A 12,675-nucleotide genomic window follows, 5' to 3' on the forward strand; every position below is an offset into this window, starting at 1 on the left:
GCTACTCTGCAGCCACAGTTAGGGCGCGCCGGTGGCGAAACCACTGCATGATGGATACATCCATGTGGGCCGTGCGCAGGGCGGTCCACCACAGGCCTACCGACCATACCGAAATGGCGATAATGGCCGAGAGCGCCGCCCCCATCAGGCCCAGCCCCGGCACCAGCAGCCAGTTGGAGACCACGAGCGTTCCGATGCCAAGTGCCACAAAGGGCAGGCTGGCATAGGGGCGATCATGAATGGAAAGGACCAGCGACGCGGGGCCCATGGCCGAGCGGATCACCAATGCCAGGCACAGAACGGCCAGCGGCCCGGCGCCTGCAGCAAAGCTCGGGCCGAACAGCATCAGGAGCAGCGGCGCCACGAGCATCGTCGCGGCAAAGAGAGCCACGGAAATGACGCTTGCCACCATGTTGGCGTCGCCCACCTTGCGTTTGAACGCCTCCCGGTCGGCGTTGGCCTCGCTTTCAAACATGTCCGGGACCGTCACCGCATAGACAGCGGCCACCCCGAAGGAGATCAACGAGAAGAGGCGGGTACAGACGCCGAAGATCGCCAGCTCCTCGCGGGTCAGCGCGTGGCTGAGCAATAGGAGGTCGATATCGAAAAAGAAGTCCGTCGCCAGCGAGATCAGTACCCATGGCAAGGCAAAGCGCCACCAGCGGGCAGCTTCGTCCCGCCGGGGCGGCAGCGTATCGGCCAGCCGGGGAATCGAGGTGATGACGAAGGCGAAATGCACCAGGGCAATGCCGACATAGCCGAGGGCCACTGCCCAAAGCATCAGGGAAAATCCTTCTGCGGCCGTCTGCATGGTCAGGGCAACGAGAAAGCCCGAGATCACGATCAGCGGCCGGAACATCGTGTCGGCGAAAAAACCGGCGAATGGACGCTTCAGCCCCACCAGCACCGCACCGTTGACGTAAACCAGCGCCGTGCCGAAGGCGAGCAGCAGCACGGGCACGAAATGCTGCGCGAGCACGCTGGCGCCCTGCCCCATGGCTTCGAGCAGCAAGGGACCAAGCAGCAGCGCCACCACCAGGGTGCCCACCACATGGCCGTAGCAGCGCAGGAGGAAGACGATGAACTGCCGGCGCTCGCCACGCGCGCGATATTCGGCGCTGAAATAAGTGCCGACCGTGTGGAAGCCGAGCGGCATGACGACGGCGACGAGGTTCACGGTGGCGATCACCACCAGATATTCACCCAGGAGATCCGGGCCCCAGAGGCGGGCAATCAGGGCCTGCGTCAGGAAAACGAGCCCGGCGCCGCCCAGCCGTGCACCAAAGATGATGGTGGACTGCGATGCCAGGCGCCGCTGCAGACTCATGGCGCAGGCTCGGCGTCGTCTTTTTGCTGCGTCGGCCGCGTCAGCGGATTGCGCCAACCATCGACCTTACGCTGAAGGGCGTGGACGCTGTCGCGGGCCCAGAAAGCGCCAGCGCCGGCGGCATAGGCCAGCCGCCCGCTGGCGTAATTGGCCACGGGCGGTACCGGGCGAATGACGCCGGCGTCACCCACCATGCCCTTCTTGAACTGATGCAGGCCCTGGAACCCGTCCGTGCCGCCCAGATCATACCACTGCGCCTGCGTGTGGTCGCGCAACCAGCGAATGATGTGCCAGTGGAGGAAGTAGCCGGCGCGCAAGGGCAGCGCCTTGTCGTTAGTGGCACCATAGAGATAAACGGCCCGACCGCCCGCCTTGAAAATCAGCGCGCCTGCGACTAGTTCGCCGTCGTGGCGCACGAAGAACAGTTCAGGCCGGAGCGCCGGCACCTCGATCTGCATCAGTGCCGGCACGGTTTCATAGGCCGAATGATCTGAGAACTGCTTCCGATCCGTCATCGCATTATAGAGCGTCTCGAAATCACCTACGCGCTCCGCCCCAGCATATTCGAAGCTGAGCCCGGCCTTTTCCGCCTTGTTGAGTTGGCGGCGCCAGGTCTGGCTGAAGCTCTTGCGTTGCTCAGCATCCGAGAGGCGCAGATTGACGATGTAGCGGTTGGGGAAGCCCAGAACGGAGCCGCGGCGGAAGCCGCGCGCGATCAGGTGTCCGTACTCCTGGTTCACCTCGGTAATCGACGCCCGCGGCAGGATCGACAGCATCAATCGGCGGCGATCGGCATATTCGGCGACCATGGCCTCGACCATGCCGGCGCGGATCGCTGCCGCGTCACGGTGCGCCGCGTCTTTCAGCATCGGCGCCCATTTGGTGACAGCGATCTTGCCCAGGCGCAGCGGCAGGCTTTGTACCATCACCAGCGCACCGCCCACCACCTCATCGTCGCGGAGGAAGACCAGCGGTTCCTGCGCCACGCCAGGCCAGCGGATAGAGGCAAAGGCGTGCATCTGCTCCTGGCAGACTTCGTCGAAGCTGGCGATGGTCTGGTCCCATTCGGCACCAGAGACCAGCTGGGTTTCGAGCCGGAGACCAATCGCGCCCGCGGCCCGGACGGTGGGCGCGCTGGTCGTGCCGGCAACGACGCGATCGGCAAGGAAGGACATAAAAAACTTCCGCTCGGTATAACTCGAGCGGAAGCTAAGGCGCTTAGATGATCAAATTCCTATCTGGCGACGCCAAATGCCGCCATTTAGGACCTGTGGTTACCAAAGGCTAATGGGCTGCCGCTGCAGCAGGGGCATGTGGCGAGTAGAGCAGCGGGATTTCCGGCAGGGTGACGAAGGCACCGACGCCTTCAAGCGTCATGCGCACCGCAACCAGCAGGATGATCAGGAGACCGACCCAGGCAATCCAGCGATGCTTGTGCAGGAGGCCGGCAATAAAGGTCGCAGCCACGCCCATCATCACCACAGAGAGGCCAAGGCCGATGATCAGTGCCTCGAAGTGGTGCGCAGCCGCACCGGCAACGGCCAGGACGTTGTCGAGCGACATGGACACGTCGGCGATGATGATCTGGATAACGGCCTGGCGCAGGGTCTTCTTGGGCGCCTTGCCGGCCACCGTGCCGTCGGCATTGGTATCGGTGTTCTCGAGCGCTTCCTGCGCCTCGTGCTCCTCATCGTGGCTGGTGGTCAGCTCGCGATACATCTTCCAGCAGACATAGAGCAGCAGGATGCCGCCCGCGATCAGAAGGCCGCCGCCCAGCGCCAGCAGCTGCGTGGTGATCAGCGCAAAGAAGATGCGCAGCACCGTGGCGGCCAGGATGCCGATCAGGATCGCCTTGCGGCGCACGTCGCTGGCGAGACCGGCAGCAGCAAGGCCGATCACCACGGCATTGTCGCCCGCCAGGACGAGGTCGATGAGGATGACCTGAACCAGCGAGCTGATGAAACTCGGATCGATGCCGAACATGAGGAAACCTTGGGGAGAAGCTAACGAAATGTCGCAGGGGCTATACGCCACCCCCACCCCGGTGGGAAGCACTCAGGGCCTTCGGCGGTACAAAAAGCGGGAAAACTGGCGCTTTCCTGCGTGGCGACAGGTTGGTGACAGATTGTTGGCCCCGCCGCGCAGACGCGAAATCGCGCCACCGACCGGTGCAATATTGCAATCACTGCAGGGGAGACTTTGGTGGGCGAGCACGGATTCGAACCGTGGACCCGACGATTAAGAGTCGTCTGCTCTACCAGCTGAGCTACTCGCCCAGTGCTTGGGCTTCCAAAGTGGCGCCTCTATAGCGAAGGGTTCCCTGCCTGTCTACAGCTTCATGACACTTTCCTCACATCCTGTGTTTGCTACAAGGCGAGCAGGCATATTCGCATGGTAAAAGGGCACGATGACCGTCACTGAAGTCCTGATGATTCCAGCGCTCTGGCTGAGCTCCAACGCCCTGACGCTTCTCGCCGCCATCGCGGTACTGGTGGCGGGTTGGTATGTCGCCCGTGCCGCGTCCCGGGCGATCCGCCAGTTCCTCCCCCTTGCTTACGGCGTCGACAAGAACTTCGCGCCGCTCCTGTCACAAGCAGCGCGCTACGGCATTCTTATCTTTGCCCTGGTCACGGCGCTCAACCTGCTTGGCGTAGCCAGCAATTCAATCCTGACGGTACTCGGTGCGGCCGGCCTGGCAGTCGCCTTGGCGTTGCAGAACACGCTTGCCAACATCGCGGCTGGCATCATGCTGATCTGGCTCCGGCCGATCGCCATCGGCGAATTCATCCAGGGTGACGGCGTGGCTGGGGTTGTCGTTGAGATCGGGCTGTTTGGCACAAGGCTCCGCTCATCGAGCGGGCTTTATATCTTCACGCCCAACCAGAAGCTCTGGGCCTCTGCCATCACCAATCACAGCCGCGACCCGCAGCGCCGCATCGACGTCAATGTCAGCATTCCTGACACCATCGACATCGCCAAGACGCGCAAGATCCTGCTGCGCATTGCCGGGGAGGACCGAAGGGTGCTGTCCGATCCGGCACCCAATGTGCATGTGGACAGCTTTTCCGGCGCTGCGGTGAACATGCAGCTGCGGGCCTGGGTGGCCACGCCCGACTATCTGCCAACGCTTTATGCGCTGACCGAACAGGCCAAAATCGCTCTCAACCGGGAATTGTTCGGAAGCAAGGAAGACAAGTCGGGCATCACCGTCATTCCCGACCCGGCCAATCCGAGCCCGGAGACGCAGGCGGGTACCTGATCTGCGCCCGGAGCAGGCAACTTTTCCCCAAGCCGCTCTTTTGGGTGAGGAGAAACCCTCTGGAGCCTTCACATGAACGACGCCTTTCTTGGCATTTCCACCGCCTGGATCATCACCAATCTCTGGTCGCTGCTGATTGCCATTCTTGTGCTGGTGGCAGGCTGGTTTCTTGCGAAGTTCGTGTCGCGCTACGTCGCAACGCTCCTCTCGCAGCGGTTGAAGCGCGACGTGACGGTCGGCCCGCTTGTGGGGCAAGTGGTGCAATATGCCATTTTATTCGTGACCATTATCGTGGTGCTGGGACAATTCGGCGTCGAAACTGCCTCCATCCTCGCCGTGCTTGGCGCCGCCGGACTGGCTGTCGCCCTGGCCCTCCAGGGCACGCTCTCCAACATTGCCGCCGGCATCATGCTGCTCTTCCTGCGCCCCTTCAACGTGGGCGACAGCATCGATGCCGAGGGGACGGTCGGAACGGTTGTGGAGGTGGGGCTGTTTGCCACCCTCCTCCGCACGCATGAGGGCGTATTCCTCTTCGCGCCGAACTCCAAGCTCTCCAATGCGCGAATCATCAACTACACCCGCGAGCCGTCCCGCCTGCTGGAGATGAAATTCAACGTACCGCGCAATGCCGATCTCGCCTGGGTGCGGTCGGCCATCAAGCAGGGGCTACAGTCGCCTTTTCTGTCTCCCAGCGCCGAGCCGGAAGTGCTGGTGGATGCGTTGGGTGATTCGACGCTTGCCCTCGTCGCCAGGGTCCGGGTTCGCAGCCACGAGTGGCTGGAAGCCCGTTCGGATGTGCAGGAAAGGCTGCGCGCCGTGATCGATGACGCCGGGGGATTTGCTCCCCCGGCGACTGCTTGAGTCCTAGAGGCGATCGCGGAAGGCAGCGAAGTCCAGCACATTGCTGGCCGGTGGAGGCGGCGGCGAGTCTCTGCGCGTCTCGTCCATCAGAGTGATCGTCCGCTCGATTATATAACGCAACTGCCGGGTGCGGCTGTCGGCACCCTGCAGGATTGTGACGGCCCGCTGCAGGTGATCACGCGCAAGAATATAGGTGGGCAGCATGGTACCGACTCCGTTTGTTGATGATGAAAGACTGAGCGGAAGGTGCGCTCCCATGCTTTCTCCGACCTTGCCGGGCTGCGCCGCATTTGATGCAAATGCAATCGAGTAAGCTTGTTCCGCCGACAGCCCCGCCCCACGGGGCTTTGAGCTCGCCACCCTCGGCGGTGAACTGTGCATAACCTCCGCGACTATGATCTGGCGGGTGACCGGCTGTTGCCGATAGGATCACCCCACCATGCGAGTTGATCCTTTGCCCCGCCCGCCGCTGTCGCCACTCACCGCCAATCTGGCCGAAACCGTGCCCTTTGTCGGGCCCGAAGCCATTGCCCGCCGCAGCGGCATTCCGCTTCGGGCGAGAATCGGCGCCAACGAGAATCCCTTCGGCCCTGCCCCTTCGGTGATCGAGGCCATGGCACGCGCGGCGCGGAACAGCTGGCACTATGGCGACCCGGAAAACCACGACCTGCGCCAGGCGATTGCCGATCACCTCGGCATCCCCTTTGCCAATGTTATGCCCGGCGAAGGCGTCGATGCCATCCTGGGCATGGCGGTGCGGCTCTACGCGGCGCCGGGGAGCACGGTGGTGACGTCGCTGGGCGGCTACCCCACCTTCAACTACCATCTGTCCGGCTATGGCGCCCGCATTTATGCTGTGCCCTATGTGGAGGACCGCGAGGACCTCCAGAGCCTGGCTCAAGCTGCGGCGGAGACCGCCGCGGCGATGGTCTACCTCGCCAATCCCGACAATCCGATGGGGAGCTGGTGGGACGCCGAGGCGGTGCAACGCTTCATCGAGGCCGTGCCGGCCACGACCATGATCGTGCTCGACGAGGCCTATGGCGAGTTCGCCCCGCCCGGCACTTTGCCGCCACTTGAGGTGGACCGCCCCAACCTCCTGCGCATGCGCACATTCTCCAAGGCCTATGGCCTGGCAGGCACCCGCGTTGGTTACGTATTCGGCGAGGCGCAAAGCGTCTCCGCCTTTAATCGGATCCGCAATCACTTCGGCATCAGCAACGTGGCGCAATCAGCCGCAATCGCTGCATTAGCAGACCAGGAATTCCTCGAGCAGTCGATCGCCGCCGTCCGGCAGTCGCTGGCCGCGACCGGCGAGATCGTCCGCCGCCACGGTCTTGTTCCCCTGCCCTCGGCCACGAACTTCGTGGCGGTCGACTGCGGCCGGGATGGAAATCACGCCCGCGCCATCGTAGACGGACTGGCCCGACGGGGCGTCTTTATTCGCATGCCGAGCGTAGACCGGCTTAACCGCTGCATCCGCATCAGCGCCGGCACTGAAGAGGATCGGGAGCTGCTGGACGAGGCGCTTAGTGAAGTGCTCGAGGAACTGCGGCAGAGCCGATAAGGCGGTCCGTTGCCGAACCGCCTTGCTATCCGCCCTAGCCAGCCATAGCGCCCTGCGCCGCCGTCCCGCGGTCGATCAGCAGGCGGTTATAGGCGTTGAGATAGGCGCGCGCCGAAGCGACCAGCGTATCGGGTTCGGCTGCGTTGCCTGAAACGATCCGGCCGTTCATCTCGAGGCGGACATGCGCCGAAGCCTGCGCGTCGGTGCCCCCGGTCACGCCATCGACAGCGTAGAGCACGAGGTGCGGCTGCTGCCCCACGCCCTGCTTGATGGCGTTGAAGATGGCGTCAACCGAGCCCGTGCCCTCGAAGGTCACCGCCGATTCCTCGCCATCGATCGAAAGGGTCATGGTGCACTTGTGGGTGCCGCCGGTCTTGCTGACGACTTCCATGTCGACAAGCTTGATCCGGTCGCCCACAGAACCCACTTCGTCGTCCACCAGCGCCACGATATCGGCGTCGTAGACATGCTTCTTGCGGTCGGCCAGGTCCTTGAAGCGCACGAAAGCTTCCTGGAATGCATTGTCGCCCAGCTCGTAGCCGAGTTCGCGCAGCTTGTCCTTGAAGGCGGCGCGGCCCGAATGCTTGCCCATCACGAGGGTGGTTTCCTTAATGCCGACGCTGGCCGGCGTCATGATCTCGTAGGTTTCGGCATTCTTGAGCATGCCGTCCTGGTGGATGCCGCTTTCATGGGCGAAGGCATTCTTGCCCACGATGGCCTTGTTGTACTGCACCGGGAAATTGGCCGCCGCCGAGACGACCTTGCTGGCGCGCGCCAGATGCGTGGTTTCGATTTCGGTATGGTAGGGCATCGCGTCGCCGCGGGTCCGCAGCGCCATGACGATTTCCTCGAGCGCAGCATTGCCCGCCCGCTCGCCCAGGCCGTTGATAGTGCATTCCACCTGGCGGGCACCGCCGCGCACAGCCGCGAGCGAATTGGCGACAGCCAGACCCAGGTCGTTGTGGCAATGGGCCGAGAAGATCGCCTTGTCGGCGCCGGGCACCATGGTGATGATGTCGCGGAACATCTTCTCGTGCTCGTCCGGCACGGCATAGCCCACGGTATCGGGCAGGTTGATCGTGGTTGCACCCGCCTTGATCGCCGTCTCGACACAGCGCTTGAGAAACTCGATGGGCGTGCGGGTCGCATCCATTGCTGACCATTCCACATCGTCGATCAGGTTACGAGCCTGCGCGACGGTGCGCGCGATGATCTCGATGACCTCGTCCTCGGTCTTCTTCATCTGGTGCGCCAGATGGATCGGCGAGGTGGAAACGAAGGTGTGGATACGCCCGCGCTGGGCATGGCGCACGGCCTCGCCTGCCCGGTCGATATCGGCGGTGATGGCGCGCGCCAGCCCTGCCACCGTTGCCCGCTTCACCTGCTTGGCGACGGCAACGACGGCCTCGAAGTCGCCGTTGGAGGCAATGGGGAAACCGGCTTCGATGATGTCGACGCCCATTTCGTCCAGCGTCTCGGCAACCTGGAGCTTTTCCTCCAGCGTCATGGTGGCGCCGGGCGATTGCTCGCCATCGCGCAGGGTAGTGTCGAAAATAAAGACGCGGTCTTTGTTGGTATCGGCGGTGGCGGACATCAAGCTGTTCCTATCGAGCGGCCCAGAGTCGTGGCTCTGCAGGCCGGACATTTCACTGTTCGGCTGTGGCATAATCCCCTGACGACCCGCTCGCTAATCCGAGCTGCCGGTGATCAGGGGCTGATAAGAAGGAGAAGCAGGGCCGCGGGAAGGAGCAGCAAGCCAGCAGCCAGCACAAGAGCGCGGTTGCGCTCCTGCGTCTTGGAAATTGCAATGGCAATGGCGCGCTTGCGCTGCATGCGTTTAGTCCCGTGTGTTGTATCGACAATGCTTCAAAGCGCGATGCGGTTCAAGTCTGATCCGCAAAAACTCGGTAGCTTCAGGCGGAAAAGTTCGCCTCTTCCTTCAAGCGTGGTTACCGAGATCAAGCGTGCCCTCCGCGACGATGACGGCGTGTCCGCCGATCCCGCCATGGATCAGCACGTCATTTTCCTTGCGCAGCTGGAGCGTGATGCGGCAGGGGCGGCCCATTTCATGGCCTTGGCGAAGGGTAAGATCGAGCTGCCCGGTGCCGAGGTCGGCGTGCTCGGAGAGGAGACCGATCAGCGCGGCGGCGGCGGCACCCGTGCCGGGATCTTCCACCAGGCCCATACCTGGCGCAAACATCCGCGCTGCGAGATCGTTGCCGCTTTCCTGCGGCGTCTCGGTGAACACATAGACCGAGTTGTGGCCATGCGGGAACGTCTTGTTCCACTGTCCCATGTTGAGGTTGATGCGCGTCAGCACGCCCGCGTCGCGGACCGGCACGAGGTGAAAGTCGACCCCGGCACTGAACACGGCAGGCTGATAGGAACCGCAGCCGATCTCCTCGCGCTCGATCCCCAGCGCTAGGGCAATGGCAGCCCGATCGTCCAGGGAGGCGATGCGCACCGGCAACTGCGGCAGTGAAAAGCGTGCTTCGCCGGAGCGCTTGTCGTTGCGCTCGAAGAGTGCGGTGATCAGCCCAATCCTTTCCTCGATGCGGACGGCCGTGACCTTGTTCTGCAGGCCCAGCACCACTGCGGCACCCACCGTGGGATGGCCGGCAAAGGGCAGCTCTACGCCTGGCGTGAAGATGCGCACGGAGGCCGTGTTCCGCTCTCCTTGAGGCTTGGAGATGAAGATGGTTTCGCTGAGGTTGAACTCGCGGGCGATGGCCTGCATCTCCCCGTCAAGAAGCCCATCCGCCTTGCAGACGACAGCCAGCTGGTTGCCCTTGAGCGGCTCACGGGTGAAGACGTCGAGGAGGAGGTAATCGAGTTTCATGACTGCACCTTGGGCAGAGCGTATTCAGCGCGTTCAAGACCCAGGTGATCCACCAGCGCGTCTACCGCAACGCCATGATCGTCCCGTCCCGGCAGGCCGGAAATGGTGAGGCAGCCGATTATCCCTGCGCCCTTGATCCGGAGCGGAAAGCCGCCTCCGGCAATCACATAGTCGGCCATGTCGATGCCCGATTGCGGCGAGAACGGCACTTCGCCGCGTTCCAGCACCATGCGATAGCTCGCCCGCTGAAAACGGCGGACCGTGTTGATCTTGCGCCGCACCCATTCGGCATTGTCCGCGGACGTGCCAGCGGTGGCGGCAAAGAACATCTGCCGGTCCCAGGTCCGCAGATCGACCACCAGCGAAAGGCCTTCATCGGCCGCGCGGCTGCGGATGGCGGAGCCGATCTGATAGGCCACGGCTTCGTCGAAGGCCGGCAGGACCAGCTCCAGTTCCTGCCGTTTGACGCGTGCGATGTCGGCCTCTGTGCTCATGATCGTGTCCCCTGCGCCCTGGTCCAGGCGTCGAAAAGCGGCGTCCGGTCGGCAATGCCCTTGCCGAAATTGACGAGCCCTGGATCGATGTCGGCCCATTCGGCCTTGCTGTCGACCCAGATGTTGCCGACAGGCCTGGCCCAGTGCATGTCGTCCAGCGTGCCGGCGCGAGCGACCTTGATGCCCGGAGTCGGCGGGTCGTTCCAAATCCAGCCATGGCAGTTGGCGCAAAAGTTCATGGTGATGATATTGCCGCTATCGGCAGTGCGGCGGTATTGCTCGAGCTGCCCCGACAGAAGCTCGAAATCCTCGTCGCGCACGATCATGGACATGGACCACGCCGCGCCGGAGAAGCGCTGGCAGTCCTTGCAATGGCAGTTATAGACGCTGAGGGGCAAGGCCTTGAGGCGATAGCGCACCTGCCCGCAAACGCATCCACCCTCCACTGGAAACTTCGGCAGCGCCATTTCAATCCCCATGTCACAACGGTTCTAGACCAGCTCAGGAACGATTCGAAGACAAGCCGCACCACGCACTGACGCAAAAGAAAACGGGGGCCGAAGCCCCCGTCGCAAAGCTTAGTTCTTGGCCTTGTCGACCAGCGCGCCGGCCTTGATCCAGGGCATCATGTCGCGCAGCTTGGTGCCGACCTCCTCGATCTGGTGCTCGTCGGCAAGGCGGCGGGTGGCCTTGAAGCGCGAACCGCCGGCCTTGATTTCCTGCATCCATTCGGCGGTGAACTTGCCCGACTGGATGTCATGCAGCACGCGCTTCATCTCGGCCTTGGTTTCCGAGGTAATGATGCGCGGACCGGTGACGTATTCGCCCCATTCGGCGGTGTTGGAGATCGAGTAGTTCATGTTGGCGATGCCGCCCTGGTAGATCAGGTCGACGATCAGCTTCACTTCATGGAGGCACTCGAAATAGGCCATTTCCGGTGCGTAGCCGGCTTCCACCAGCGTTTCGAAGCCGGCGCGGATCAGCTCGACCAAGCCACCGCACAGCACGGCCTGCTCACCGAAGAGGTCGGTTTCGCATTCCTCGCGGAAGTTGGTTTCGATGATGCCCGAACGCCCGCCGCCGACGCCCGACGCATAGGCGAGAGCGATGTCATGGGCATTGCCCGAGGCATCCTGGTGCACGGCGATCAGGCACGGCACGCCGCCACCCTTCTGGTATTCGCCGCGCACGGTGTGACCGGGGCCCTTGGGGGCGATCATGATCACGTCGACGGTGGACTTGGGCTCAATGAGGTTGAAGTGGACGTTGAGGCCGTGGGCGAAAGCCAGGGCGGCGCCGTCGCGGATGTTGGGTTCGATATGCTGCTTGTAGATGTCAGCCTGAAGCTCATCAGGTGTCAGCATCATGATAACGTCGGCCCAGGCAGACGCATCAGCCACGGACATCACGCGCAGGCCCTCGCCCTCGGCCTTCTTGGCCGACGGCGAACCCGGGCGCAGGGCGACGACGACGTCGGTGACGCCAGAATCACGCAGGTTCAGCACATGGGCGTGGCCCTGCGAGCCATAGCCAACGATGGCGACCTTCTTGGCCTTGATGATGTTGAGATCGGCATCCCGATCGTAATAAACGCGCATGGGTTTCTCCCTTGAAATGCAGTGTTATGGGTTGTTGGCTTTCGCCCCATAAAGGGCAAAGAACTGGTCTGTCGCAGCCTTGACGTCGGCTTCGATATTGGCTTCCACATTGGACTGGGTCAGCGACTTGTCGCCCAGCAGCAGGCGGATCTGGACGTCGCGAACGACCAGACCGAAGAAGGTCCGGTAGGCGTCCTCGCTCGAGTCGAAGCGCAACAGCCTTGCGTCCCTGCCCGCTTCGAGAATGGGCTTGAGGCGGCGGCGGATGGCGAGCGGACCGTTTTCCAGCACGATGGTGCCCAGGCTATCCTTTTCCTGGGCAGCATGGGTCACGGCGGTGCGGTTGAGGGTCACCGACACTTCGCCCACGATCACGGTGAGCAGGTCCCGCGCGAACTGCTCGATGCTGAGGCGCAAGGCCTTGGCATTGAGGTGCGAGCGATCAACCACCGGCATACGCACCTTGGCTGCCTGCCACTGCACGGTCGCGGTCAGAAGGCCATCGCGATCGCCGAACCACTTGTAGAGCGTTTCCTTGGAACAGGAGGCGCGGCGTGCAACGGCCGTCATGGTCAAGCCGTCGCCGTTTTCCACCAGTAGATCGAGTGCAGCCGTCAGCACGGCCTGCTGCCGCGGCGTGAACGTCTCTTCATTGACCTTGATGGTCACCGGCACCGCGATTGTCTCCAAGCCAGATGCCGAACGCTTTCAGCAGAATTCGTCTTGCCGT

At 63.0% G+C, this 12,675-nt stretch carries 14 protein-coding genes and 1 tRNA gene; 3 read left to right on the forward strand and 12 right to left on the reverse strand.

The genetic code is table 11. From position 1 onward, the window contains the following. Window position 1 precedes the first annotated feature (1 nt). From VIL88_RS00210 to VIL88_RS00225, 4 genes are all read right to left on the reverse strand, one after another. Window positions 2–1,327: a lipopolysaccharide biosynthesis protein gene (locus tag VIL88_RS00210; protein ID WP_331984712.1), complete on the reverse strand. Its 1,326-nt coding sequence runs from the start codon at window positions 1,325–1,327 to the stop codon at window positions 2–4. Next, complete coding sequence (locus VIL88_RS00215; RefSeq protein WP_331984714.1) at window positions 1,324–2,502, reverse strand: GNAT family N-acetyltransferase; 1,179 nt, start codon at window positions 2,500–2,502, stop codon at window positions 1,324–1,326. Before VIL88_RS00215 ends, VIL88_RS00210 begins: the two co-directional genes overlap by 4 nt. Before the next feature lie 109 nt (window positions 2,503–2,611). Continuing rightward, entirely contained in the window at window positions 2,612–3,310 is a 699-nt protein-coding gene (locus tag VIL88_RS00220) for a YjbE family putative metal transport protein (RefSeq protein ID WP_331984716.1), read from the reverse strand. 217 nt (window positions 3,311–3,527) lie between these two features. Beyond that, window positions 3,528–3,603 (reverse strand) — tRNA-Lys (locus tag VIL88_RS00225). A gap of 131 nt (window positions 3,604–3,734) precedes the next feature. Here VIL88_RS00225 and VIL88_RS00230 point away from each other — a divergent pair. Further along, the gene (locus VIL88_RS00230) at window positions 3,735–4,586 is read left to right on the forward strand and encodes a mechanosensitive ion channel family protein (protein ID WP_331984718.1); all 852 of its coding nucleotides are present in this window, start codon (window positions 3,735–3,737) and stop codon (window positions 4,584–4,586) included. A gap of 72 nt (window positions 4,587–4,658) precedes the next feature. Further along, a complete protein-coding gene (locus VIL88_RS00235; protein WP_331984720.1) occupies window positions 4,659–5,447 on the forward strand; it encodes a mechanosensitive ion channel family protein in 789 nt (262 codons plus the stop codon). A gap of 3 nt (window positions 5,448–5,450) precedes the next feature. On the opposite strand, the gene VIL88_RS00240 is transcribed toward VIL88_RS00235, so the two are convergent. Continuing rightward, window positions 5,451–5,651, reverse strand: coding sequence for a hypothetical protein (locus tag VIL88_RS00240; protein WP_331984722.1), 201 nt, complete (start codon window positions 5,649–5,651; stop codon window positions 5,451–5,453). Window positions 5,652–5,886: 235 nt separating this feature from the next. On the opposite strand from VIL88_RS00240, the gene VIL88_RS00245 reads away from it, so the two are divergent. Next, entirely contained in the window at window positions 5,887–7,014 is a 1,128-nt protein-coding gene (locus VIL88_RS00245) for a pyridoxal phosphate-dependent aminotransferase (protein WP_331984724.1), read from the forward strand. Window positions 7,015–7,048: 34 nt separating this feature from the next. Here the strand turns inward: VIL88_RS00245 and VIL88_RS00250 are convergent, their stop codons facing one another. The 7 genes from VIL88_RS00250 to VIL88_RS00280 all read right to left on the reverse strand — a co-directional run bounded on the left by VIL88_RS00250 (window position 7,049) and on the right by VIL88_RS00280 (window position 12,635). Then, on the reverse strand, window positions 7,049–8,608 hold the full coding sequence (locus VIL88_RS00250; protein ID WP_331984726.1) for a 2-isopropylmalate synthase: 1,560 nt from the start codon (window positions 8,606–8,608) through the stop codon (window positions 7,049–7,051). A 113-nt stretch (window positions 8,609–8,721) separates the two neighbouring features. Further along, window positions 8,722–8,847 (reverse strand): hypothetical protein, encoded by a 126-nt coding sequence (locus VIL88_RS00255; protein ID WP_331984728.1) that lies wholly within the window; start codon window positions 8,845–8,847, stop codon window positions 8,722–8,724. Between the two features lie 106 nt (window positions 8,848–8,953). Continuing rightward, window positions 8,954–9,853, reverse strand: a complete 900-nt coding sequence (locus VIL88_RS00260; protein ID WP_331984730.1) for a PhzF family phenazine biosynthesis protein — start codon at window positions 9,851–9,853, stop codon at window positions 8,954–8,956. After that, window positions 9,850–10,347, reverse strand: a complete 498-nt coding sequence (locus VIL88_RS00265) for a heme-degrading domain-containing protein (RefSeq protein WP_331984732.1) — start codon at window positions 10,345–10,347, stop codon at window positions 9,850–9,852. Before VIL88_RS00265 ends, VIL88_RS00260 begins: the two co-directional genes overlap by 4 nt. Then, on the reverse strand, window positions 10,344–10,814 hold the full coding sequence (locus tag VIL88_RS00270; RefSeq protein ID WP_331984734.1) for a GFA family protein: 471 nt from the start codon (window positions 10,812–10,814) through the stop codon (window positions 10,344–10,346). The genes VIL88_RS00265 and VIL88_RS00270 overlap by 4 nt, the downstream gene beginning before the upstream one ends. Window positions 10,815–10,925: 111 nt before the next feature. Further along, window positions 10,926–11,945 (reverse strand): ketol-acid reductoisomerase, encoded by a 1,020-nt coding sequence (gene ilvC / locus VIL88_RS00275; protein ID WP_331984736.1) that lies wholly within the window; start codon window positions 11,943–11,945, stop codon window positions 10,926–10,928. A 24-nt stretch (window positions 11,946–11,969) separates the two neighbouring features. Beyond that, window positions 11,970–12,635 carry a TetR/AcrR family transcriptional regulator gene (locus VIL88_RS00280; RefSeq protein WP_414650092.1) on the reverse strand — a complete coding sequence of 222 codons (666 nt, stop codon included), beginning with the start codon at window positions 12,633–12,635 and terminating at the stop codon, window positions 11,970–11,972. Window positions 12,636–12,675: the final 40 nt, after the last annotated feature.

It is taken from the genome of Devosia sp. (assembly GCF_036563435.1).
In the GTDB taxonomy this organism is placed as follows: domain Bacteria; phylum Pseudomonadota; class Alphaproteobacteria; order Rhizobiales; family Devosiaceae; genus Devosia.